Raw genomic sequence first — 24,863 nt, 5'->3', positions numbered from 1 at the left:
GTAAAGCCTCTAAGAACTATATTAGAGGCTTTATTATTTATATGAAGTATATTATTTTACGTTCCATTTTTGCAATATTAATCATTGAGACTTTAGTTTCTTGCGCAAGTATTTCTAATAACACTATTAGTAGCTCATTTAAAATAAAGTATCTAGATGAATATGTAATTTACAATGATTCTATTTTCGAAGAGAGTAAGATTGGAGGTCTTTCCGGTATTGAATATCAAGAAGAACAAAACATGTATTATTTGGTCTGTGATGATGCAAAAAACCCTAGGTTTTATAAGGCAAAAATTTCTTTTGAAAAAAATAAATTTAATAAAATAGTAATAGATCAACTAATTAAAATTAAAGATCCAAACAGCCAATTCTTACATAGCAATATTGCAGATTTAGAAGATATTAGAATGTATAATGAAAATGAATTCATATTTAGTAGTGAAGGCTCCATAAAAAACAATTATGATCCAGCAATTTTTATTACTGATGCAATGGGAAATTATAAGAATAAACTTCTACTTCCCTCCTATTTCCTAACCAATACAGATTCAAAAAACAAACCGCGACATAATGGTGTTTTTGAAGGATTAGTAAATGATATCGACAACAAAGGATATTGGGCTGCTATGGAGTTACCTTTAAAACTTGATGGAGAAGAACCCTCCTTTGATAGACCTGGAGCTCCAGTTAGAATTACTCATTTTAATACAAAAATAAAAACAGCTGATTTTCAATTTACCTATCCACTTGATAAACTCGCTAAAGACCCTAAAGGAAAATTCGGCGTAAATGGAATCACAGGGATATTACAGCTTAACAAATCACAATTTCTTGTCATAGAAAGAGGATATTCTGCTGGTTATAGAACACAAGGAAATACAGTAAGAATTTATTTAGCTGATATAAAAGAAGCAACTAACACTCTAAAATTTGAATTTCTACAAAATAAGAAGTATCAATTAGCTACTAAAAAATTACTTTTTGATTTCGAAACAGTTCGAGACCAATTGACGGATCAAATTGTTGATAATATAGAAGGTATTACTTTTGGCCCTATATTAGCTAATGGAAATCAATCGTTATTATTAATTTCTGATAATAATTTTAATCCAATTTCTGAACAAATCAATCAATTGATACTACTAGAACTACTTAAAACAAAATAGTTATGAAGACTACATATATTTCTGCCATTATATTATTCGTTATTGTTTCTTTTTCCAGTTTTGCTCAGGAAACTAAAGATAATAAAGATACAACGACATATATCTTAGTTAGACATTCTGAAAAAGATACTAGTGACCCAAGTAATAGAAACCCTAATCTAACAGAAGAAGGTAAGACACGTTCAGAAAATCTAGTACGCATATTAAAAAACATTAACATAGATCTTGTATATAGTACTGATTACTTGAGAACGAAACAAACAGCTTCTCCAATAGCAAAAGATAGAAATATCAAAGTATCTATTTATGATCCAAGAAAATTATATGATAATCAATTTCAAAAAGAAACCGTTGGAAAAACTTCAGTAATTGTGGGACATAGTAATACTACTCCAACATTCGTCAATAAAATTATGGGAATGGAGAAGCACAAAGCTATTGATGAAAAAGATTATACTAAGCTTTTTATTATTAAAGTTACCGGAGATGTTATAACGGACACTGTTCTTAATATTGATTAACAACAATTATGCTCTTCATAAACATAAATATCATCAAGTTCTATTTTAGACAATAATTTTAATTGATCATTTACAAACATTGAATCTAAATTAGATAAAGGAGTAGACAAGTTACTTGCTTTGTAATTATTATAATCAACGAACCTGATTCCGTTTACCACTCTTGCGTTGTATGCTTCTCTAAAACGAATTCCTCCTCCATCGACAGCATATTTATAAGCTAGATAATCAATAGTAAAATTTTCTTTATGAATCCAGTACATAAATTGGTCTTCATAATCAGTACCTCCTCCTTCTTGATCAAACGTAACTTTGATCTCATAATAAGACGAACCATTAATCTTAGATTCCCCAACTAATTCTTTATTAACAGCAGGTGCATTCAATCCATAAGGCAAATTAGCAAAATAATGAACTGAATTTACTCCATCACTTATTTTAGTTACCATTGAATCTACAACTTTAACTCTGCAACTTTCAATAGATCTCGAAAGACCTTGATTATTCAGTATATCGTGAGTCATACCATTATCTCCAAAAACTACTCTCTCTAATTGATATTTTCCATTACTTCGTACACTTCTATACTCCTTTCCTCTAAAAGAAAAACGAATACTACTATTGTCAAATTTTGTTCCTCCTGCATTCTCTATGGTTTTATCCACGATCTGTTGTACATTATCTTGTACAGCAACGGTAGCAGAGGATACTAAAAACAATAATCCAACTAAAAATAAAAACTTTTTCATAAATTATTTATTAACTTAAGGTCTAAAATAGCTGTTACACTATCAATAATTCTAATTATTTTGTTAAACTAAAACACTGTATTATTATCAAGTGTAATAATGTTTATTTCTTTCACCTTTAGCCGAGTCTGATAAGTAAAACTTTCATAAAGTTATCTAATTTTAAGTTTATTTTTTTTTGAATTTTCCAAAAGATAATTATTTTGCAATCCCTAAATTCTATAAATATTATGAAATATACATTACTCCTTTTGGTTTGTATCACTACACAATCAATATTAGCGCAGGATGCCGCTGCTTACGAAACAACAACAAAAGCTTTTCAAGAAAACTTTAATGCACAGGATATCGATGCTGTTTTTGATTTGTATGCTCCTGAAATGCAGGAAGAAATGACAAAAGAGGGAGTTACTCGTTTTATTAAAGGATGTCATTCTCAATTCGGAAACTTAAACAACCTCACTTTTATCGAATCTGCAGAAGGGATTAATAGTTATACTGCCGCTTTTGACAATATCAGTCTAGTAATGGAACTAAAACTAAACCCTGATGGTAAAATTGCTACTATACAATTTCAGGAACCTTAAAAAATTTTACTACAATATAAATGACAAAGCTTTCTTTAGGGAAAGCTTTTTGTATTTTTGTACTCCTCGTCTATTTTTGATGAGCACAAATTATGAATAAAAACAAAATCAACATACTTAATAGGAAAGCCAAATTCGAATACGAATTTTTGGATAAATATACCGCTGGAATTAAACTTGTAGGAACAGAAATAAAGGCAATTAGAGAAGGAAAGGCTGGTATTGCAGAAAGTTTCTGTGAGTTTCATAACAATGGGGAACTATTTGTTATTAATATGAACATTGAAGAGTATTCTCACGCTACCTATTTTAACCACAACCCTAAAAGTGAACGAAAGTTATTACTAAACAAACAAGAATTAAAAAAATTAGAGAAAGAAGTTAAAAATTCTGGTCTTACGATTATCCCTACTCGATTGTTTGTAAATGATAAAGGTTTAGCTAAATTAGATATTGCCCTTGCTAGAGGTAAAAAACTTTATGACAAGCGTGAAACCATAAAAGATCGAGACAATAAGCGTGCTCTAGATCGAATTAAAAAGGACTATAAGTAATACTCCCGTAATAGAGATTATTCTCCTATCATTTTATCATATTCTATCTGTTCTTTTTTCTGTAATTCTAGATTTTCTGGATCTTGATCTAATTGTTTAACCGCTTCAATATAATCAGGATGGTTTTTATACTTTAATGTCAAAAAGGCATAAGAAGGTAGCAATAGAAATACATACCCTAAAATAGCATAAAAAACTACCCTTATAAGTAATCTTTTGTAAAAAGTTCTATTCTCCTTTATGATCTTCACGAATCCAATGATAAAAACAATATTCAGAAAGTTGACTCCAATAATTAATAGTTGATTTCCAAACGGCCAACGGAATACCCGAAACAACATTCCTAACAATACAATTGATATCGAAAATCCCGCAGCTATTGCACCAATAATTCTTTTTGTAGAAACATTTTTATAAGATTCTTTTTTGAAAATTTCTCGAAAAGAAACATTATTAAAAAGAGCAAAACCAAAATAAAAGTATAAACAAGAAAGTCCAAATAGTGATAAAATGATCAATTCATTTCCGAAAGGCCAATCAAGGAGGTAAATAAATATTCCAATTACAGTAACAATTGGAAAGATACAAAGTTCTAATTTCCTCATTACAATAAATCTAATTCTTATCCTCTAATAAAGGTACAAAGCGAAACTCTCCAAATTCATGTTTTTCAAACTTGGTTTCACTTTTGCGAATAAATAAAGTCATTACTTGAGGATCATTTCCTACCGGAATTACTAACCTGCCTCCTATTTCCAATTGTGCCAGCAAAGGTTTTGGTACATAAGGAGCACCTGCAGTAACTATAATACCTTTATAAGGAGCAAATTCTTCTAAACCTTTATATCCATCTCCAAAAGATAGATGTTTAGGTCGATATCCTAATTTAGGTAAGAACAATTTTGTCTTTTTAAACAATTCTTGTTGTCTTTCTATACTATATACCTTACAGCCCAGTTCACACAAAACGGCAGTCTGATAACCAGATCCTGTACCTATTTCTAATACTTTATCACCACGTTCAACCTCCAATAATTCTGACTGAAAAGCAACAGTATAAGGCTGAGAAATAGTTTGATCAGCGCCTATTGGAAATGCTTTATCTTGATACGCATGATCACCAAAACCCGAATCCATAAATAAATGTCTAGGTATCTTACGTATAGCAGTAAGAACATATTCATCTTTAATTCCTTTGTCGATTAGCACATCGACTAACTGTTTTCTTTTTCCAGCGTGTTTTAATGTATCTCTAGATTTCATTAGGGTAGATTAACAGGCTAAAATTACATAAAGATTTTAAAGAATAACGAACAATTTGAGCATTAAAATGATTATTTTATATTTTAGACAGAATTAAGATTTATAAATTATAAATAATACTATTTTTGTGTAAAATCTTGAATTATGCTCAAAGCCGGAGTACTTGGCGCAGGACACCTTGGAAAAATTCATCTACGTCTCCTGAAACAATCTAAAAATTACGAACTGGTTGGTTTTTATGACGCCAGTGAGAAACAAGCAAAAGCCATTGCAGAAGAATTTGGTTATCAATTATTCAGCTCTGTAGAAGAATTGATCGCAGCTGTTGATGTCGTAGATATCGTAACACCAACTTTCGCTCATTTTGAAGTTGCAAAACAAGCTATCGAAGCAGGAAAACATGTTTTTATAGAAAAACCAATTACCAATACAGTTGAAGAGGCGGAAAAGTTAATAGAACTAGCCAAGACTCACAATATAAAAGGTCAAGTTGGTCATGTGGAACGTTTTAACCCAGCATACACTTCTGTTTCGAAAAAAATCGATAATCCAATGTTCATCGAAGCACACAGATTAGCTGAGTTTAATCCTAGAGGAACTGATGTTCCAGTTGTTCTGGATTTAATGATTCATGACATAGATGCTATATTAAGTGTGGTACATTCTGATGTAAAACATATAAGTGCTAGTGGAGTATCCGTAATTAGTGAGACTCCTGATATCGCAAATGCCCGTATTGAATTTGAAAATGGATGTGTTGCCAATCTTACGGCTAGTCGTATTTCCTTAAAAAATATGAGAAAAGCAAGATTTTTTCAAAAAGATGCCTATATATCTATAGATTTCTTTGAGAAGAAATGTGAAGTCGTTAAAATGAAAGATGCTCCAGAAAAACCTGGTGATTTCGATATGATTCTACAAAATGCAGAAGGTGTAAAAAAACAAATCTATTTTGATAACCCAGAAGTTCCCTCCAATAATGCAATATTGGACGAATTAGACACTTTTGCAGAAGCTATTAATAATAACACTACTCCTATTGTATCCTTGACGCAAGGTAAAAAAGCATTAGAAGTAGCTTTACAGATTATCGGGTGTTTTAAACACTAACAACAAGAAAGCATAAACAAACATAAATACACCATAGAGGTGAATCACAATAACTATAATTCATGAAAAACGTAGCAGTAATTGGTGCCGGAACGATGGGGAATGGAATTGCCCATACTTTTGCACAAAAAGGTTTTAAAGTTCAACTAATTGATATTTCTCAACAGTCTTTAGATAAGGGATTAGCAACTATCACTAAGAATCTTGATAGAATGATTGCTAAAGAGAAAATTTCTGAAGCCGACAAAGAGACTACTCTTAGTAATATATCTACATATACTAACATTAAAGAAGGTGTAGAATATGCAGGTCTGGTTGTTGAAGCTGCTACTGAAAATATTGATTTAAAATTAAAAATTTTCAGAGAACTTAGTGAAGCTTGTTCAGAAGATACTATTCTAGCTACAAATACTTCTTCTATATCAATTACTCAAATTGCGGCAGTTACAAAGAAACCAGATATGGTTATCGGAATGCATTTTATGAATCCAGTACCTATCATGAAATTGGTGGAGATTATTAGAGGATACAATACATCAGATGAAGTTACTAATACTATTATGGAAATGTCTAAGACATTGGGTAAAGTTCCAGTAGAGGTTAACGATTATCCAGGTTTTGTAGCTAACAGAATACTAATGCCTATGATTAATGAATCCATCGAAACTTTATATAACGGTGTTGCTGGAGTTTCTGAGATAGATACCGTTATGAAATTAGGAATGGCGCATCCAATGGGACCTTTACAATTGGCAGATTTTATTGGATTAGATGTATGTCTTTCTATTCTTAATGTAATGTATGATGGTTTCAAAAACCCCAAATACGCTCCTTGTCCATTGTTAGTAAATATGGTAATGGCTGGAAAGCTTGGAGTAAAAAGCGGTGAAGGTTTTTATGATTACTCAGAAAGTCGAAAAGCAGAAAATGTAGCTAAACAGTTTGTATAGTCAATAATTAATTGGAAGTAAAAGATATGATTGTATTATGAAGATATATCTGCCAATTACTTTAACGCTATTACTGTTTTTATCATGTAAAAAAGAATTTATTGTAGTTTCTAATGATGTTTCAGATGTAAATGATTTAAAAACTAAAATTCAAGTTCAAAATAAATATACCAAGTACGACTCGCTTTTCAAAAAGCACAAAGAATTCATTGCTAAAGATTTTGATTTCCCTGTAGGAAAACCTAATACAAAGGGATATTACAATGCTCAGAAGTTTACGGAAAATAATCATTTAGGAGATGATTGGAATGGCGTTGGTGGTGGTAATTCTGATCTTGGAGATGCTATATTCTCTATAGCAAATGGATATGTTTCGTTTGCAGATGATATTGGTGGTGGTTGGGGAAATGTGATACGCATTATTCATCAATACAAAGGCAATTATTATGAATCCGTATATGCGCATTGTCAGACCATAAAAGTAAAAGAAGGTCATTTTATTAAAAAAGGAGAATTAATTGCTACTATCGGAAATGCCGATGGTATTTATTATGCACATTTGCATCTAGAGATAAGAGATGATATCTTTATGGACATTGGTGGCGGATATTCTGAAGATGTAAAAGGATATATAGATCCTACAAAATTTATAAAAGAAAACTAATGGCTAAAATACATCCATTTAAAGCAGTTCGTCCTACAAGAGATAAAGTAAGCTTGATTGCATCACGATCTTACCAAAGTTATACTCCAGAGGAAAGAGATTCTAGAATGGATTATAACCCATATTCTTTTTTGCACATTGTGAATCCTGGTTATAAATATCATAAAGAAATCTCAGGAGATGAACGATACAAACTAGTGCGCAATAGATATTTGGAATTTAAAGAAGATGAGATTTTCAAGCAAGATGAAACCCCTTGTTTCTATGTCTATAAAATCGTGAATCGAGAACAAGAATCTTTCTGTGGTATAATTGCTGCAGCAAGTGCCGAAGATTATGAAAATGATATCATCAAAAAGCATGAGGATACACTGACTGATCGAGAAAGTACTTTTAAACAATATTTAAAAACCGTAGGGTTTAATGCAGAACCAGTACTTCTAACCTATCCCGATAATGATTCAATCGCTAGGATAATTAAAAAAGTAAGTACTGAAAGAGCTGAATATGAATTTACAACTACCTACCGAGACACACATTATCTATGGAAAGTAGATAGCAAAGATTATATCGAACAAATACAATCTGCTTTCCAGACCATGGAAACGATTTATATTGCTGACGGCCACCATCGATCGGCCTCTTCTTTTCTATTGGCAAAAGATTTAGCCTCAAATAACAATACACATTCTGGTAAGGAATCTTATAACTTCTTTATGAGTTATCTAATTCCCGAATCTGATCTAAGAATTTATGAATTCAATAGATTAATTAAAGACTTAAATGGATTATCCAAGGAAGAATTTTTAATTCGCTTGGACGAATGGTTCAGAATAGAAAATCGAGGAATCGAGGTCTACAAGCCTTCTAAGCCTCATCATTTTAGTATGTATCTGGATGGTGAATTTTATTCACTTTATCTCAGAAAAACTATTTATAAATTTACAGATGCATTAGAAGAACTAGATGCTCAGATTTTATTTAAAACAGTATTAGATCCAATCTTAGGTATTAAAAACCTTAGAACAGATACTCGAATAGAGTATTCTCACGGGAAAAATGGTATTGTTTACGTAAAAAGTAAAATTGATCAGGAAGAATTTGAAGTAGGATTTGGATTATTTCCTGCTACTGTAGATCAAATGAAAAAAATAGCAGATCAAGGATTAAAAATGCCTCCAAAAAGTACCTACATAGAACCTAAACTAAGAAGTGGTATTACTATTTACGAATTCTAAAATTCGTCCAAAAGGTATAATTACTTACATATGATTAGCGATTTAATTTTGTAATTTTAGGTATCTTTGGTCCTTATGAATTCTATTGAGGAAAACCTAAAAGAAATACAAAATACAATTCCTGAAAAGGTAACACTTGTTGCCGTATCTAAAACCAAACCTGTATCTGACTTAATGGAAGCTTACCAAGCAGGACAACGAGTTTTTGGAGAAAATAAAATTCAGGAAATGACCCAAAAATGGGAAGAGTTGCCTAAAGATATTATTTGGCACATGATTGGTCATGTTCAGACTAATAAGGTAAAATATATGGCACCTTATGTCGACACTATTCATGCTGTAGACAGCCTAAAACTTCTAAAAGAAATTAATAAACAAGCTGCTAAAAATGACAGAATAATTAATTGCTTTTTGCAAATCAAAATAGCCAAAGAGGATAGTAAATTTGGACTTAGTGAAACAGATGCGATAGCATTATTAAACTCTGAAGAAATAAAGTCATTAGCTAATGTGAAAATAAAAGGCTTAATGGGAATGGCAACTTTTACTGATAACACAGAACAAATCATAAAAGAATTCAAAAAAATACAATCTCTTTATAACCAGCTTACAGTAGATAATCCAGAGTTTAAAATATTATCAATTGGGATGAGTGGTGATTATAAACTAGCTATTGATTGCGGCAGCACTATGGTTCGTATTGGAAGTTCTATTTTTGGAGCCAGAAATTATAGTCATTAAAAAATAGTACTTTAGATTAAAATAAATCAATTTATTAAGACTACCCCACAGAAACCTATGATGTATGCAATTTTAGATATAGAGACTACCGGAGGAAAGTATAATGAAGAAGGAATTACGGAAATTGCAATCTACAAGTTTGACGGACATAAAGTTGTTGATCAATTTATCAGTTTGATCAATCCAGAAAGACCTATCCAGCCCTTTGTTGTTAACCTCACAGGAATAAACAATAAAATGCTTAGAAGCGCTCCTAAATTTTATGAGGTCGCTAAAAGAATTGTTGAAATAACTACAGATTGTATTATTGTCGCTCATAATGCGTCTTTTGATTATAGAATTCTTAAAACAGAGTTTAAAAGACTTAGTTTTGATTTTGAACGTCAATCACTCTGTACAGTAGAATTATCTCAAAAACTCATTCCGGATCAAAAATCATACAGTTTAGGAAAACTAGTTCGTAGTCTTGGTATTGCAATTTCTGATAGACATAGAGCTAATGGTGATGCACAGGCTACGGTAAAACTTTTTAAACTATTATTATCAAAAGACGTAGAAAAAAACATTCTTAAAGAAACAGTTAAATTAGAAACCAAAAAAAAGGTCGACGATAAACTGCTTAAACTTATAGAAAGTGTCCCCTCTTCAACGGGAGTTTATTACATGCATCGTGAAGATGGAACTATTATATACATAGGGAAAAGTAAAAATATTAAAAAACGAGTTACACAACATTTTACGAACGATAATAGAAAGTCTAAAAATATCCAAGATGAAGTAAGTAATGTAACTTACGAGATTACCGGAAGTGAATTACTTGCCCTTTTAAAGGAAAATGAAGAAATCAAACTTAATAGACCGAAGTATAATCGAGCTTTAAAAAGAAGTAAATTTGATCACGCATTATATCAATTCACTGATAAAAACGGGTATAAAAATTTAGTAGTAAAAAAAGTAGATAAAAATAAGAAAAGTATTACCACATTTACCAATAGGCAGCAAGCCAAGTCATTCATGCATCGTTGGACCGAAGAATTCAAACTATGTCTTAGATTAATGGATCTAGATAATAGTAAGGGAAATTGTTTTAATTATGGTATTGAGAAATGTAATGGTGCTTGTATCTTAGAAGAATCAACCGAAGATTATAATATCAAAGTCGAAGAACTTATAACTGTCAATTCTTTTGAAGATAAGAGCATGATGATAATTGATCGTGGTCGAGATATTGATGAGCAAAGCGTAATACTAATCGAAGAAGGTAAATTTATTGGCATCGGCTATTTCAATCTAAACCATCAGATAAATAATATTGATATCTTAAGATCTATTATAACTCCTATGCACCATAATCGAGATGCTCAACATATTATCCAAAGTTATGTAAGACAACATAAAAGGTTAAAAACTGTATTATTAGATAAAAATAAAATAAATTCTACTGAGTAACATTTCTTCATTAAAATCTAATAGCATTAAAATCAGCACGATATTAACAATAAAAAAACTAGATATTTTTTTAGTACTTTAGTTAAAACAATCAATTTTGAATCAGAAATTACAAACCAGAAACTGGAAACAAAAATTACACGAAGTCATCTATGAGGCTGATACCCCTATGGGTAGAATATTTGATGTAGTTCTTTTAATACTTATTCTTCTGAGTATCATTTTCGTGATGATGGAAAGTGTCAAAGGATTGTCTGAAAAGACCTATGACTTTTTGTATTACTCAGAATGGATCATTACGATATTTTTTACATTTGAATATATAGCAAGAATTATTTCTATAAAAAAACCTGCTAAATATATCTTTAGTTTTTATGGTATTATTGATTTTTTATCAACCATCCCTTTATACTTGTCTTTCTTTTTTATTGGCTCTAGTGCTTTACTTACGGTACGTGCTCTAAGGTTATTGCGAATATTTAGAATATTAAAAATCTCAAGATATATTGGAGAATCTAATAAGTTGGCAAAAGCAATTAAAGATAGTAGGGCCAAAATCTTAGTGTTTTTATTTGCTGTTGTTGTTGTCTGTATCATTACAGGAACTTTGATGTATATTATTGAGGGTGAAGAAAGTGGATTTAAGAGTATTCCAATAAGCGTCTACTGGTGTATTGTAACATTAACAACAGTTGGCTATGGTGATATTGCACCTGTCACACCTGTTGGTCAACTTCTTGCGGCACTTATTATGATTATGGGGTATGGAATTATTGCGGTTCCTACTGGTATTGTTAGTGCCGAATATTCAGCGAGTCAAAAAGCAGCTATAGTTAATATAAATTCACAATCCTGCTCTAATTGTAATGCCAGCAAGCATCAAGATGGGGCTAAATTCTGTCATAACTGCGGACATACCTTATTCAATGACTAAAACCTTAATTGTAGTTGTTGGCCCAACAGCCATAGGAAAAACAAGTTTAAGTATTAAACTAGCTCAAAATCTTAATTGTGAAATCGTTTCTGCGGATAGCAGACAGTTTTATAAAGAAATGCATATCGGGACAGCAGTTCCTAATATTGATGAGCTACAACAAGCAAAACATCATTTCATACAACACAAAAGTATACACGAAAAGTATTCTGTAGGAGATTTTGAAAAAGATGCTTTAGATAAACTAACGGAGCTTTTTAACAAAAATGAATATGCTATTTTGGTAGGTGGATCTGGACTATATGTAGATGCCGTAACGAAGGGCTTAGATAGTTTTCCCGAAGTTACTAATGATGTTAGAGAAACATTGAAAAAAGAATACAATGATGAAGGAATCGAAAGTTTACAACAAAAGCTAAAACTATTAGATCCTTCCTATTATGAAAAAGTAGATGTTAACAATACGCATCGAGTAATGAGAGCATTAGAGATTTGTATTAGTAGTGGAAAGCCTTATTCTTCATTTATTACTAAAACTGCTAAAAAAAGACCTTTCAATATTATTAAAATTGGTATTACCGCTGAAAGACAAACCATATATAATAGAATAAACCAAAGAGTTGATATAATGGTTGACGAAGGACTACTTGAAGAAGTAAAAAGTCTATATCCTTATACATCTTTAAATGCATTAAACACTGTAGGGTATAAAGAAATATTTGAATATATGAATGGTAATTCTGAATTGGATTTTGCTATATCCGAAATCAAAAAAAACACCAGACGTTTTGCTAAAAGACAGTTAACTTGGTTCAGAAAAGATCAGGAAATAAAATGGTTTGATTATCTATATAATTTTGATGATATATTATCATATATAAAAAAAATCGCCACAGAGCAGGGCTTGTAGCGATTTTATAATATAATATTACCGTTATCTAAGATTCATCACTACGTACAACAAGTCTGAATCCTTCTCCGTGGATATTTAAAATTTCCACATTTTCATCTTTCTTTAAATACTTTCTAAGTTTAGCGATATATACATCCATACTTCGAGATGTAAAATAATTATCATCTCTCCATATCTTAGTAAGCGCTAGTTCCCTTGGCATCAAATCATTAAGATGCAATGCTAACAAACGTAGTAATTCATTCTCTTTAGGAGATAATTTTATAGGATCCTCTTCTCTAAAAGTTAAAAACCTTAGTTTTGAATTTAAATGGAATCCTCCTATTTTAAATTCAAATTGCTTACTATCTGCAACAGACTCTGTACTTTTGCGTTGCATGATCGCTTGTATTTTCATCAATAAGACCTCGCTATCAAACGGCTTATTTAAATAATCATCAGCTCCAACTTTGTATCCCTTTAATACATCTTCTTTCATAGCTTTTGCTGTTAAGAAAATGATAGGAACTTCTTCATTCTTATCTCTAATCTCTTTTGCTAATGTAAAACCATCCTTATAAGGCATCATTACATCAAGGATACACATATCGTAATCATCCTTTTTAAACTTTTCGAAGCCTTCCATACCATTTTTAGCATGTACGACATCATAATCATTCATTACAAGGTAATCCTTTAGTACTGTTCCAAAATTAGGATCATCTTCTACAAGCAAAATCTTTTTGTTTTCTGTTTCCATATTTTAAGATATTAACGGTAATTTAGTTATAAATGTGGAGCCTTTTCCCCGTTCGCTCTCCACCCATATTTGACCATGATGGTCATCTATAATTCGTTTTACATAGGTTAATCCAAGTCCGTGACCTTTTACATTATGAAGGTCACCTGTATGTTCTCTAAAGAATTTCTCAAAGATTTTTTTCTGAGCCACTTTACTCATTCCAACTCCTTGATCTCGTATTTTAAGAACAATACTGTTTTTTACATTCTCTGTATAGATATCAATCTTCGGTGCTCCTTCGGAATACTTAATTGCATTATCTAAAACATTCACCACTACATTGGTCATATGACTATCATTCGCCAAAATAGAAGATTTTAATGCTCCTAAATGTGTCTTTATATAACCTTCTCTATTCTCAACTATTAAAGATACATGTGTAATTGCATCTTCGATAATATCATGTAATTCAAGTGGTTCTTTCTTTATATTTAATTCGTTCTTTTCTAATTGTGATATTCGTAAAACATTCTCTACCTGCGTCAACATTCTCTTATTTTCCTCACGAATCATTTTCATATATCTCTTACGCTTATCTTCATCATCTGCAATTTTCGGATTTTTAATTGCATCTAATGCTAGATTAATTGTTGCTATAGGCGTTTTAAGCTCATGAGTCATATTATTTATAAAATCAGTCTTTATCTGCGATATTTGTCTTTGCTGTAAAAGTTGAGATAACGCACTTGAATATGCTACTACAATTACTAACGTAAAAATAATTGACAAAATCGCCATTCCTTTTATAGTCGATAATATATATCTATTCTTACCTGTAAAATTCACATATAATTGATACAGACTTGAACCATCTTCATTATTTACAAATAGAGGTACCGCAAAGGTATTTCCATCACTTTCATTTGCACTAAAATCATCAGAACGTACTTTTGTAGCTAATGCATTACTGTATATAGCATACTCAAAATCCACCTTCATGTCGCGCTCAGCTAATTCTTTTTTAAGCAATCTTTTAACCTCTTCCTTCTTCACCCTTCGATGAATCGGAATAAAGTTCGCCAGTTGATCTATCACTATTTCATAATCCCTTCTCTGCAGATCAGTGAGCGTACTCAATCTATCTAACTTTGACTTAGACCTATGTCTTGTCTGATATTTTTCTTTCTCATCATCTATCAATTCAGCATTCCTATTCAATATATCCTTCAGCCTTACTGTATCTATATTAAAGTCGATAAAAGAAGAAAATAGTTTAGAATCTTCTTCTAAAACACCATCACCAAAAGCAAACGATCCTTTATCAAAACCTATGTTTAAGAGCTGTTGTATCGTTTTGTTATCCGGCTGTTTTATACTATCTAAAATCTCCTGTAAAGGATAATACATTTCCTCAAACTCCCTATACTCAATCTTATTAGAAACAGAGATCAATATTTGCTTAGCATTAAAAGAAAATTGTTCTCTATTATTCTCTACTGTATTCTGTATCCAATATCCCTGAACAAAAATAATCCCAATTAAAGACAAACTCATCAATAGGATCAGCAATGCGAATAACCTTTTATTCATAGGTCAAAAGTAAGACTTTAACATTTAGCTACTTTAGGGTTTAACCAAATGTTAACAAAATGAAAGATTAGGAAAATAACACAATTAAAGGATAACTTTATTATGGATTTTTTTAACTTGAAGCCAAGTTTCTTCTAATTTCGTATTAATTATCACGAAATTTGCCAATGGAATCTTTTTTGAATCTTTCCACTGGTTTTTAAGACGTGCAAGAACTTGCGATTTTGTAGTATTATCGCGTTTTAAAACCCTTTTAATTCTTGTTTCTTCAGGAGCTGTTACTAAGATTGTAAAATCGCATTGTTGGTATCCGCCATTTTCAAACAATATTGCTGCTTCTTTTATAACATACTCTGATTTCTGTTTATTTTTCCACTTCACAAAATGATCAGCTACAGCCGGGTGCACAATACTATTAAGCTTTTCTAAAAGTTCTTTATTATTAAACACTTTATCAGCAATAAATGGTCGATTTAGTTCTTCCTCAATATAGGACTCAACTCCTAGTAGCTCTATTATTTGGTTCTTAACACTAAGATCATCGTGCATCAATTTTTTAGCTTCATCATCAGCAATATAAATTGGGACTCCGAGGTCAGCAAACATCTTTGCCACTGTTGATTTCCCACTTCCTATACCCCCTGTTAGCCCTATTACTAGCATAATCTAATTTAAAATCACAAATTGAACTTGTTTATCTTGTAATCGAACATCGTGAATAGATATAGGCATATCAACCAATTCTAATATTAAAAACGGACTATCTGAAGAAACCTTATTATAGTCAGCTATTACTTTAAAATCTCTTAAACTAATCTCATTATATTTATCCAAACCAACTCGATATACAACTTTTACTTCTTTAGGGAATATTTTAACTTCTTTACCATCAGGAATATTCATTAATGTAATTGGTATTTCTTGACTTCCTTCTGTAAATTTACTAACTGCAATGTTTGCTTCTATCTCCATCGGAACCACTCCTATTGTAGGAGGTAAACTATCAATCTTAATAGATAACGTTGTATTATAATTCTTATTTAAACCTTCTAACTTTAGGTTTTCTGTTACTACATAATTAATAGTATCTATTATTCTTTTTGGACCACTAATAGTAATTGAATCCGGAGAAATAACAACACCCTTATCACTTCCATAACCTGGAGCGTATAATAACTTTTTAGATATCCTTATTGGAATTTTCTTTTCCAAATTAACATCTAGTTTAACTTTTAGTGTATCCTTCTGTGCAGAAAGTATCCTGCCTTTAAAATTTAATTTATTTTTTAAAGATTGATTTGCTTTATCCACATAGAAATAATAATAATCACTCGTTTCCGTTTCTGTTGCGTTTGCAATATCTAATTCTAGTGTAGGCTTGCTCCAAGTATGATTTATTAATCTAAAGCCATTACCATTAAGCGTTAACTTTAATGTTTGATCGCTTTCTTCATTTAAAATTCTATCCTGTGGAATATTTACATATTGAATATCTACTTCTACCTCCTGTGTATAATTCTTAGAAAATTGTATAAAAAGCCACAAAACAGAAGTGAATCCCAAAAAAAACAGGAATGTTTTGACATTGTTCCTTTTTAAAGAAAATCTATTTAATTTAGTTTTAGGCATAAGATATTACTTTGAAAAAAATAGCTTCTTAAATTTCTGTTCAGGAACTTTTTTCAATATATGAATATAATAATAAGATTTTAGGAATCCTTTTCCATAACCATAAAATTGAATCCATACTGCTACAACTGACTGAATACCAATAGAAAAATTTTTGTAATTTATCGTAGCATTCACGAAAATAATTACAAAATATAAGATCCAAAATGCAATAAAGTACCAGTACCCTACCAAAGTCATAATAAGTGAAAACACAGAATAGACAACAAATAATGTAGGAAACCAATATGTTATTTTAGAAGTTTCGGGATGCCATAGATTTAAAATTGGCCTTACTAATCCAAATTTATTAACCTGAATATAAAATTTATTCCATGAAATCCTTCTCTTATGAAACACTTTTGCATCAGGTATAAGAGCGGTCTCATATCCCAGTTTCCAAAGCCTGATCGTAAGATCTGGATCTTCTCCCGGATGAATATTACCAAAACCCTGTGAAGTTTCAAAAGCTTCTTTAGATATCCCCATATTAAAGCTTCTAGGTTGAAACTTTCCTAGCGTATTCTTTTTACCTCTAATACCCCCAGTAGTTAGATAAGAAGTCATGCTAAAACTTATTGCTTTCTGTAAATTCGAAAAGTTTTTATGAGCGTCGTCAGGACCTCCAAAACAATGTACGTAATTCTGAGATAAAAAATCATCTACTTTACTCAAATAGTTCTTTGGCAAAATCACATCACTATCCAATATAAGAAAATAATTCCCTTTAGCTTTACGCATCCCAAAGTTACGGGAATCACCAGGACCTGTATTTGTTTTTTGATAGTAACTAATTTGTAATTGATTACTGTAGGATTTAATTACTTCTTCAGAAGTTTCCGAAGAACCATCTTCTATAATCACCACTTCATATGCATGATCATAGTCTAATGCAATCATACTACTAAGTAACTCATCTATTTCATTAGGTCTATTATATACTGGTATAATAAAAGAAAAGGAAATATTCATTAGGCAAAGGTAAGTAAACAAAACATCCTATTATATATAGAAATTAGGATTTTAGGTTCTAAAAAAACAAACTGAAATTAAAAAAAGCTTGATTCATTAAGAATTAAGCTTTTTGTTATATCTAGGTTAAATAACCTCTATTCTTCATCTACAAATTTCTCCATCACCATCTGACTTACTCCCATATTAGAAAACCCTCCATCGTGATATAAATTCTGTAATGTTACCTTCTTCGTTAAATCAGAAAACAACGTAATTGTATAGTCAGCACATTCATCTGCTGAAGCATTACCTAGTGGTGACATTTTATCTGCATATTCTATAAAGCCATCGAATCCCTTTACTCCTTTTCCTGCTGTAGTTGGAGTCGGTGATTGTGAAATTGTGTTCACTCTAACTTTTTTATCTCTACCAAAGAAATAACCGAAACTTCGTGCAATAGATTCTAAATACGCTTTATTATCAGCCATATCATTATAATCGGGAAAAACTCGCTGAGCAGCTATATAAGTAAGTGCTACAATACTACCCCACTCATTCATTGCTTCCTTTTTATACAATGTTTGCATTGTTTTATGAAATGACAATGCAGATACATCCCATCCTTTTTCACTCCAGTCATAATTTAGATCTGTGTAATGACGACCTTTTCTAACATTAACTGACATTCCGATAGAGTGTAAAACAAAATCCAATTTACCTCCTAAAATCTCTGTGGACTTCTCTACAAGATTTTCTAAATCTTCTAATGAAGTAGCATCTGCTGGTATAATTTGAGAGTTTGTTTTCTCTGCTAGCTCCTTAATAGCTCCCATACGCATAGCGACTGGAGCATTTGTAAGTACAAAGGTCCCGCCTTCTTCAAAAACACGTTCTGCTGTTTTCCAAGCGATTGAATTTTCATCAAGTGCTCCAAAAATTATCCCTCTTTTACCTTTTAATAAATTGTAAGACATTTAATACTAAATTATAAAATGATTTATGAATGGTAAAGATAACAAAACGACCTAAATCTAAACTATGCTAAGTAAACTTTAGTTTAATTATGCAACAATGATTTTGCATGAGTTAAAGCTGAATCAGAAATATCTTTACCGCCTATCATTTCCGCAATTTCACGAATTCTATCTTCTTCATTTAATAATCTAAGTCTAGTAACTGTTGTGTCATTTACGTCCTCTTTATAGACTTTATATTGACTCTGTCCATTTGCCGCTATTTGAGGTAAATGAGTAATACTAAAAACCTGAAGATTTTTACTCATAGTCATCATCAAATCAGCCATTTTATGAGCAATTTCTCCAGAAACACCGGTATCTATTTCATCAAAAATTATTGTTGGTAATTGTGTATATCTAGAAAGTATTCCTTTTATAGCTATCATAATTCTTGACAATTCTCCTCCTGAAGCTACTTTCTTTAGTTCTCCATAAACACCACCTTTATTGGCAGAAAACAGGAACTCCAGAACTTCCTTACCATTAGAAAGATATTTTTCTTGTAAAGTTAAAGCTGTTTTAAAAGTAGCATTAGGCATACCCAAAGCATTTAAAATACCTTCTAATTCTGATATTAATTTCGGTAGCGCTTTTACTCTCTTATTATGAATCTTAATAGCAACTGCATCTAACTGTGCTTTTGTCTTTGCAATATCTTTTCTTACATGTTCTATAGTATCGGAAAGTGATTCTGTTTTTGCTACTTTTTCCTGTAAATCTTCTCTTATTTTAATTAATTCTTCTATTGAAGAAACAGCATGTTTTGTTTGTAGATTATGTATTATCTGCAATCGTTGACCAATTTCTTCTAATTTAGTAGGATCCGCATCTAGACTCTCTAATTCATTCTGTAAAGAATCATTTATATCCTCTAATTCAATGGAAATACTTTGAATTCTATCCGACAACTCTTTTAAACTACTAGAAAACGGTGCCACTTTAGAAAGACTAGTTTTTATCGTATTTAAAAGATCTGAAACTCCAACTTCTTCTGAAGAAACCAATGAAATGGAAGAGGATAAGCGCTCTTGTATTTCTTCAATATTATTTAAGGTTTCATAACTTTCTTCTAACTCAGACAACTCACCTGGTTTAAGCTTTGCCTCTTCTAACTCATTTAATAAAAAAGTATTATAATCATGTTCTCTAGTTAATTCATGTTGGCTATCGACTAATTCTTTTTCTTCTTTTTCCTTAATTTTCAATAACGACAATCCACGTTTATAAGACTCTATTTCTCTACTAGAATCTGATAATGCATCTAGTACATTAAACTGAAAATCATTAGTAGTTACTTCCAATGTTTGATGTTGACTATGAATATCAATTAACCGAACTCCTAGCTTATTTAAAGAATTTAACGTAACAGGCGTATCATTAATAAAAGCTCTTGATTTACCAGACGGAAGAATCTCTCTTCTTATAATAGTTTCCGATTCATAATCTAAATCTTCTTCTTCGAAAAACGTCCTAAGGTTATATTTCTCTATATCAAAAACACCTTCTATACTACATTTTAGGGAGTTATCTTTAATACTAGTTAGATCCGCTCTTTTTCCTAACAAAAGTCCTAAGGCACCTAAAAGTAATGACTTACCTGCTCCAGTTTCTCCTGTAATCGTAATCAAACCGGAATCAAAAGAAACCTGTAGCTGTTCAATTAAAGCGAAGTTTTTTATCGAAAGACTTCTTAACAAAGGATAATAATATTTTATTGTTTATTAAAAGGAAGTAAAGATACTATAGTTTTAAAAAGATTTCAATTTCAAAAAGAAAAACTTAAAGTTTTATCTCTGCCCAATTATTTGCATATGTTGGAGCTATTCTACTAAGTATTGACATAGTCTCAGCAATATTAAGAGAAGGTCCTCCAGAAAGGATTTTTGCTACTTCATCTGCTTTTGCATCAAAGAACACTCTCATTATATAAGAATTAGGTCTAGTTCGATGTAACCCTTCCAGTGTTTTCATTGATTCTAAAACGGATTCTTTACCTTTCTTAAGATCATTGCTCATAATATCAAGTCCATCTCTATGATAGGAATATAATGCTGATCTGTATCCGTCAAAAGTACCTGACAACAAATCATCATTTAATCTAAATCTTGTTTGTGGACCATCTTGCCCATTCCAACCAATTGTATTACTTCCTTGAGCATTTCCTACGATATTTTTAGCTTCCTGATAATACTCTGTTCCGGAATTTAACTCAAAAGAATCTGCATCGACTCCTAATATAGTATATAAGTAAAAAGAAACTACAGAAATAAGATTCGATTCAAAATTATTAGGATTATAATTTAAAGGTTGAAATTCCAAGTATTGAAAATTAAATTGCTTATCATTAATATTCAATATAGTAGTTTTGTAATTAGAACCATATACTGGTCTTGAAGCCTGAACTTGAACTGTAGCATTAAAACTATCATTATTATTTCCATTAATAGTTATAAAAAAACTACAATCAATTCGTTCCTCAGTTCGATAATCTAATTCAGTCCATTTTGTATTATTAATAAACTCTGTAACAGATCTTTCTAACGTCTTATAAACCTGTAAATTCGGGTTACCAGTTTGCTCAGCATTAACAACTACTGTAGCATTAAACTCTTGAGCATTAAGAACAATACCGAATAACAGTATAACAAATAGAAAAATTTTATGCATTACGTTGTTCATTGATTTCATTAAAAATATCCTGTGCAACCTCAGCTTTGGTTTTTAATTCAAACGCTTTAATTTCTAATTTATGATTAATCAGTGTTACTTTATTAGTTTGCCCCTTAAAACCAGCTCCTTTATCATTAAGAGAATTAAGCACAATTAAATCTAAATTCTTCTTTTCTAACTTACCTTTTGCATTTTGTTCTTCGTTCTCTGTTTCTAAAGCAAACCCTACTAAAAACTGTTCTTTCTTAACAGAACCCATCCATTTAAGGATATCTGTTGTACGTTCTAATTCAATAGAAAAACTACTATCAGATTTTTTAATTTTCTGATCAGACACATTCTTAGGCCTATAATCAGCAACCGCAGCAGAAGCAATGGCTATATTACAGTTATCAAATTCTTTAGTGACTGCTTCGTACATAGAGGCAGCACTTACAACTGGTATTACGTTAATAAAATCATGAGAAACTTTAAGTGAAGAAGGGCCCAGAATTAGTGAAACTTCAGCTCCAAGATTAGCCGCTGTAGTTGCCAGTTCTATTCCCATTCTTCCGCTCGAATGATTTCCAATAAAACGAACAGGATCAATCGCCTCATACGTTGGACCTGCCGTTATTAAAACTTTTTGTCCTTTTAAAGGTAGTTTTCCTAAAATATCATCCTCTATAAACCTAACTATAGTAGAAGGTTCCGCCATTCTACCTTGCCCCACTAATCCACTTGCTAACTCTCCTGACTCGGCAGGAATCATTATATTACCAAAAGACTGAAGCTTTTTGAATGTTTCGTGTGTAGAAGGATGATTGTACATATCTAAATCCATTGCTGGAGCAAAATACACAGGGCATTTTGCTGATAGATATGTTGCCAAAAGCAGGTTATTACTACCTCCATTTGACATCTTAGATAAAGTATTTGCTGTTGCTGGTGCTATAAGCATGATATCCGCCCACAACCCTAATTCTACGTGGTTATTCCATTCCGCATTCTCGTCTTCATCATCATAAAAAGATGAATGTACTGGATTTTTTGATAATGTAGAAAGTGTCAGTGGCGTTACGAAATCTTTTGCTGCAGGAGTCATTACAACCTTTACTTGTGCGCCTGATTTAATAAAAAGACGCACCAATGAAGCTGTTTTATAAGCAGCAATACCAGCGGTAACACCTATAAGAATTTTTTTACCGCCTAATATTGATGACATACTTATATAGATTCAGAATCTGTCTTTGTATTTCTGAAGTATATTTTACCGTCTAACCATTCTTGCGCTGCAAGAGAGTGAGGTTTTGGTAATCTTTCATAAAATTTAGAAACTTCTATCTGCTCTTTGTTTTCGAAGATTTCTTCTAAACTATCATTATAAGTAGCAAATTCATCTAATTTTTCTAAAAGCTCCTTCTTTATATCGGTATTAATTTGATTGGCTCTTTTAGATATTACAGAAATCGCCTCATAAATATTACCTGTAGGTTGATCTACTAAATTTTTATCAATTGTAGTAGTATTTACAGGTGCATTACTTTTTTTCAAATCCATCTTCTCCTAAATTTTCTATTTATATTGTTCTAATCTTGTCTTTATATCTTCTGATATTTCTTCTGCATCAGCAGTAAATTCTCCTTCTTTATAATATTTATTATAATTATTATAAAAAGCATTAGCTGTTTCTAGTCTTTCCTTTACTAAAACATCATAACTACCTATTGCTAATAAATATTGAGATTCTAGCTTGTAATATAGTGCTTTTTCTCTAAAAGTAGAGCCAGGGTAATCTATTAAATAATTATCAAAGGCTTTTATCGCTACCTTATAATTTTCTCTATGATGATAGCGTTTTGCTATTTCAAAAGCTTTTTTCTCTTTTTTGTTTCTTAGTTCTGCTACTAATTTATTTGCTTCCTCAAGGTTTTCACTCTCCGGAAAAGTATTAATATACGCTTGTAGTTTCTCTAAAGCTTCATCAGTTTCGGTTTGATCCAAACTATATCTTGGCGATAAGGAATAATAACTTTTAGCTCCTTTATACGCAGCTTCTTCTCTTTTATCACTGTTAGGATAAGATTTAGCAAATCTTTCGAATTGATAACCTGCTAGATAATAATCCTCCAAATTATAATAAGTATCAGAATAATAATACATTACTCTTTCTGCTTGAGGCTTCCCTCTAAACTGAGGTACAATCTGTTCAAAAAGACGCAATGCTTTTTTATATTTCCCTTCTTTATATAACTTTTCCGCTAATTTATACTTAGGTCCAACTTCTTCTGCTTTGAGTACTTTTTGATACTCACTACAGGAACCAAAAGCTATCACTAAAATCAGCAAAAACAAAAATCTCTTCATATCTTAAAAAACATCTGGCAAAAATAGATATTTCTGCCGTATTACAAAAACTTTAATTCATCTATTAAATAACTAAAAAAAGTAGGAGTTGTTGCAAAAGAAAAAAGAAAAAAATACAACTATTTAATTCTTTTATTATAAGGATTTTGTTTTACCAATTTTATCATGATCCAAAATAGTAAATCCATCTTCATCATAATGAAATGCTGAAATAAAAGCTTCATCAATTTTTAGATTATGCAACATATAAGAATGAACCTGATGAACTTCTTGCGCAAAAGATTCATCATAATAAGTTACTAATATTAAAATCTCTCCATGTAGCTGAGGTAAATCTTTTTTCTTAAATTCTGACAAAGGGCTTGATTCATTAATTGGATGAACTACAGTCCAAGTTGTTGGTAAATACGTAATTTCATTCCTTTCCAATTTTAAATTGTAAAAATTGTTCACATATTTTTTATCCTTGGTTTTTTGAGATAATGCTAAAGTGACTTCAACTTTTGGACGAATCATAACGTTGGTACTTCTACTCATCAATCTAAACATGATACAATCCACATCGTTATGCTCTCTCAAAACCATTATATTACTAAATCTAATACTGGATTTAGGTTTAGAAAACCTTCCATACAGCAATCCTGTAATAAAGGAGAAACTTAACAACCCTATTAAAGCTTCAATAGAAGAAATAACCCCAAAAACAATTCCTTTCGGTGCCATTGCACCATATCCCACTGTAGTAACTGTTTGAGCAGAAAAAAAGAATGCTTTCATAAAATCTCCAACAATACTGCCGGTTGGAACTGTTATTGCAGAGATTCCGACTGTCACATAGATAATTGCAAACAAGGAATTTATAAAAACATAGCCTAAAAACACCCAACAAAAGAACTTAAACCAAGATATACTTATCAAATAGTTGTAACTCCTAGAAATTGATGTACGCCTATTAACGTGCTTAATATTAAAAGAACCATCTTTATTAATAAATCGTTTCGCTCTTTTATTAGACGAAAGACCAATACCAGGGTCTTTTATTTTCTTAGCCATAAA

The 24,863-nt window shown here is 31.1% G+C and carries 27 protein-coding genes; 12 read left to right on the top strand and 15 right to left on the bottom strand.

The window, feature by feature from the left end:
- The first annotated feature begins 41 nt into the window (after nt 1-41).
- Both BMY33_RS20580 and BMY33_RS20575 read left to right on the top strand, forming a co-directional pair.
- Nucleotides 42-1,169 (top strand): esterase-like activity of phytase family protein, encoded by a 1,128-nt coding sequence (locus tag BMY33_RS20580; RefSeq protein WP_091412016.1) that lies wholly within the window; start codon nt 42-44, stop codon nt 1,167-1,169.
- A gap of 2 nt (nt 1,170-1,171) precedes the next feature.
- Nucleotides 1,172-1,690 carry a SixA phosphatase family protein gene (locus BMY33_RS20575; RefSeq protein WP_091412014.1) on the top strand — a complete coding sequence of 173 codons (519 nt, stop codon included), beginning with the start codon at nt 1,172-1,174 and terminating at the stop codon, nt 1,688-1,690.
- On the opposite strand, the gene BMY33_RS20570 is transcribed toward BMY33_RS20575, so the two are convergent.
- A complete protein-coding gene (locus BMY33_RS20570) occupies nt 1,687-2,439 on the bottom strand; it encodes a DUF6503 family protein (RefSeq protein WP_091412013.1) in 753 nt (250 codons plus the stop codon). The genes BMY33_RS20575 and BMY33_RS20570 overlap by 4 nt on opposite strands.
- A 230-nt stretch (nt 2,440-2,669) precedes the next feature.
- Here BMY33_RS20570 and BMY33_RS20565 point away from each other — a divergent pair, with 230 nt between their 5' ends.
- Nucleotides 2,670-3,026: a DUF3887 domain-containing protein gene (locus BMY33_RS20565; RefSeq protein WP_091412012.1), complete on the top strand. Its 357-nt coding sequence runs from the start codon at nt 2,670-2,672 to the stop codon at nt 3,024-3,026.
- A gap of 92 nt (nt 3,027-3,118) precedes the next feature.
- Nucleotides 3,119-3,580, top strand: coding sequence for an SsrA-binding protein SmpB (gene smpB, locus BMY33_RS20560; RefSeq protein WP_091412010.1), 462 nt, complete (start codon nt 3,119-3,121; stop codon nt 3,578-3,580).
- Between the two features lie 17 nt (nt 3,581-3,597).
- On the opposite strand, the gene BMY33_RS20555 is transcribed toward smpB, so the two are convergent.
- Nucleotides 3,598-4,185 carry a hypothetical protein gene (locus BMY33_RS20555; protein ID WP_091412009.1) on the bottom strand — a complete coding sequence of 196 codons (588 nt, stop codon included), beginning with the start codon at nt 4,183-4,185 and terminating at the stop codon, nt 3,598-3,600.
- 10 nt (nt 4,186-4,195) lie between these two features.
- Nucleotides 4,196-4,843 (bottom strand): protein-L-isoaspartate(D-aspartate) O-methyltransferase, encoded by a 648-nt coding sequence (locus BMY33_RS20550; protein ID WP_091412008.1) that lies wholly within the window; start codon nt 4,841-4,843, stop codon nt 4,196-4,198.
- A 144-nt stretch (nt 4,844-4,987) separates the two neighbouring features.
- On the opposite strand from BMY33_RS20550, the gene BMY33_RS20545 reads away from it, so the two are divergent.
- From BMY33_RS20545 to miaA, 8 genes are all read left to right on the top strand, one after another.
- A complete protein-coding gene (locus BMY33_RS20545; RefSeq protein WP_091412006.1) occupies nt 4,988-5,953 on the top strand; it encodes a Gfo/Idh/MocA family oxidoreductase in 966 nt (321 codons plus the stop codon).
- A gap of 62 nt (nt 5,954-6,015) precedes the next feature.
- Nucleotides 6,016-6,903: a 3-hydroxybutyryl-CoA dehydrogenase gene (locus BMY33_RS20540; RefSeq protein WP_091412004.1), complete on the top strand. Its 888-nt coding sequence runs from the start codon at nt 6,016-6,018 to the stop codon at nt 6,901-6,903.
- A 37-nt stretch (nt 6,904-6,940) separates the two neighbouring features.
- A complete protein-coding gene (locus BMY33_RS20535) occupies nt 6,941-7,567 on the top strand; it encodes a M23 family metallopeptidase (RefSeq protein ID WP_091412002.1) in 627 nt (208 codons plus the stop codon).
- Nucleotides 7,567-8,805 (top strand): DUF1015 domain-containing protein, encoded by a 1,239-nt coding sequence (locus BMY33_RS20530; protein ID WP_091412001.1) that lies wholly within the window; start codon nt 7,567-7,569, stop codon nt 8,803-8,805. Before BMY33_RS20535 ends, BMY33_RS20530 begins: the two co-directional genes overlap by 1 nt.
- Nucleotides 8,806-8,880: 75 nt before the next feature.
- The gene (locus tag BMY33_RS20525) at nt 8,881-9,546 is read left to right on the top strand and encodes a YggS family pyridoxal phosphate-dependent enzyme (RefSeq protein WP_091411999.1); all 666 of its coding nucleotides are present in this window, start codon (nt 8,881-8,883) and stop codon (nt 9,544-9,546) included.
- A 60-nt stretch (nt 9,547-9,606) separates the two neighbouring features.
- The gene (locus BMY33_RS20520) at nt 9,607-10,995 is read left to right on the top strand and encodes an exonuclease domain-containing protein (RefSeq protein WP_091412179.1); all 1,389 of its coding nucleotides are present in this window, start codon (nt 9,607-9,609) and stop codon (nt 10,993-10,995) included.
- A 169-nt stretch (nt 10,996-11,164) separates the two neighbouring features.
- Nucleotides 11,165-11,929, top strand: coding sequence for an ion transporter (locus BMY33_RS20515; protein WP_091412176.1), 765 nt, complete (start codon nt 11,165-11,167; stop codon nt 11,927-11,929).
- Entirely contained in the window at nt 11,922-12,839 is a 918-nt protein-coding gene (gene miaA / locus BMY33_RS20510) for a tRNA (adenosine(37)-N6)-dimethylallyltransferase MiaA (protein ID WP_091411997.1), read from the top strand. Before BMY33_RS20515 ends, miaA begins: the two co-directional genes overlap by 8 nt.
- A 28-nt stretch (nt 12,840-12,867) precedes the next feature.
- Here miaA and BMY33_RS20505 read toward each other — a convergent pair whose 3' ends face one another.
- The 12 genes from BMY33_RS20505 to BMY33_RS20450 all read right to left on the bottom strand — a co-directional run bounded on the left by BMY33_RS20505 (nt 12,868) and on the right by BMY33_RS20450 (nt 24,860).
- Nucleotides 12,868-13,581, bottom strand: a complete 714-nt coding sequence (locus BMY33_RS20505) for a response regulator transcription factor (protein ID WP_027393600.1) — start codon at nt 13,579-13,581, stop codon at nt 12,868-12,870.
- A 3-nt stretch (nt 13,582-13,584) separates the two neighbouring features.
- On the bottom strand, nt 13,585-15,153 hold the full coding sequence (locus tag BMY33_RS20500; protein WP_091411995.1) for a sensor histidine kinase: 1,569 nt from the start codon (nt 15,151-15,153) through the stop codon (nt 13,585-13,587).
- A gap of 84 nt (nt 15,154-15,237) precedes the next feature.
- On the bottom strand, nt 15,238-15,816 hold the full coding sequence (gene coaE, locus BMY33_RS20495; RefSeq protein WP_091411994.1) for a dephospho-CoA kinase: 579 nt from the start codon (nt 15,814-15,816) through the stop codon (nt 15,238-15,240).
- Nucleotides 15,817-15,819: 3 nt separating this feature from the next.
- Nucleotides 15,820-16,782 (bottom strand): CdaR family protein, encoded by a 963-nt coding sequence (locus tag BMY33_RS20490; protein WP_091411992.1) that lies wholly within the window; start codon nt 16,780-16,782, stop codon nt 15,820-15,822.
- 6 nt (nt 16,783-16,788) lie between these two features.
- On the bottom strand, nt 16,789-17,793 hold the full coding sequence (locus tag BMY33_RS20485) for a glycosyltransferase family 2 protein (RefSeq protein WP_091411990.1): 1,005 nt from the start codon (nt 17,791-17,793) through the stop codon (nt 16,789-16,791).
- 137 nt (nt 17,794-17,930) lie between these two features.
- The gene (locus BMY33_RS20480; protein ID WP_091411989.1) at nt 17,931-18,749 is read right to left on the bottom strand and encodes an enoyl-ACP reductase FabI; all 819 of its coding nucleotides are present in this window, start codon (nt 18,747-18,749) and stop codon (nt 17,931-17,933) included.
- Between the two features lie 83 nt (nt 18,750-18,832).
- Entirely contained in the window at nt 18,833-20,488 is a 1,656-nt protein-coding gene (recN, locus tag BMY33_RS20475; RefSeq protein ID WP_091411987.1) for a DNA repair protein RecN, read from the bottom strand.
- Between the two features lie 82 nt (nt 20,489-20,570).
- Nucleotides 20,571-21,458 (bottom strand): type IX secretion system protein PorD, encoded by an 888-nt coding sequence (porD, locus tag BMY33_RS20470; protein WP_091412174.1) that lies wholly within the window; start codon nt 21,456-21,458, stop codon nt 20,571-20,573.
- Nucleotides 21,451-22,665 carry a bifunctional phosphopantothenoylcysteine decarboxylase/phosphopantothenate--cysteine ligase CoaBC gene (coaBC, locus tag BMY33_RS20465; protein ID WP_091411985.1) on the bottom strand — a complete coding sequence of 405 codons (1,215 nt, stop codon included), beginning with the start codon at nt 22,663-22,665 and terminating at the stop codon, nt 21,451-21,453. The genes porD and coaBC overlap by 8 nt, the downstream gene beginning before the upstream one ends.
- Nucleotides 22,666-22,667: 2 nt before the next feature.
- Nucleotides 22,668-23,000, bottom strand: coding sequence for a DNA-directed RNA polymerase subunit omega (locus BMY33_RS20460; protein ID WP_091411983.1), 333 nt, complete (start codon nt 22,998-23,000; stop codon nt 22,668-22,670).
- A 15-nt stretch (nt 23,001-23,015) separates the two neighbouring features.
- On the bottom strand, nt 23,016-23,807 hold the full coding sequence (locus BMY33_RS20455) for an outer membrane protein assembly factor BamD (protein WP_091411982.1): 792 nt from the start codon (nt 23,805-23,807) through the stop codon (nt 23,016-23,018).
- Between the two features lie 135 nt (nt 23,808-23,942).
- Complete coding sequence (locus BMY33_RS20450; RefSeq protein WP_091411980.1) at nt 23,943-24,860, bottom strand: ion channel; 918 nt, start codon at nt 24,858-24,860, stop codon at nt 23,943-23,945.
- Nucleotides 24,861-24,863: the final 3 nt, after the last annotated feature.

The sequence above is a fragment of the Aquimarina amphilecti genome (assembly GCF_900109375.1).
GTDB classification, from domain to species: domain Bacteria; phylum Bacteroidota; class Bacteroidia; order Flavobacteriales; family Flavobacteriaceae; genus Aquimarina; species Aquimarina amphilecti.
The sequence above is the reverse complement of the archived record's forward strand: the minus strand, read 5'-3'. Positions and strand labels throughout refer to the sequence as shown.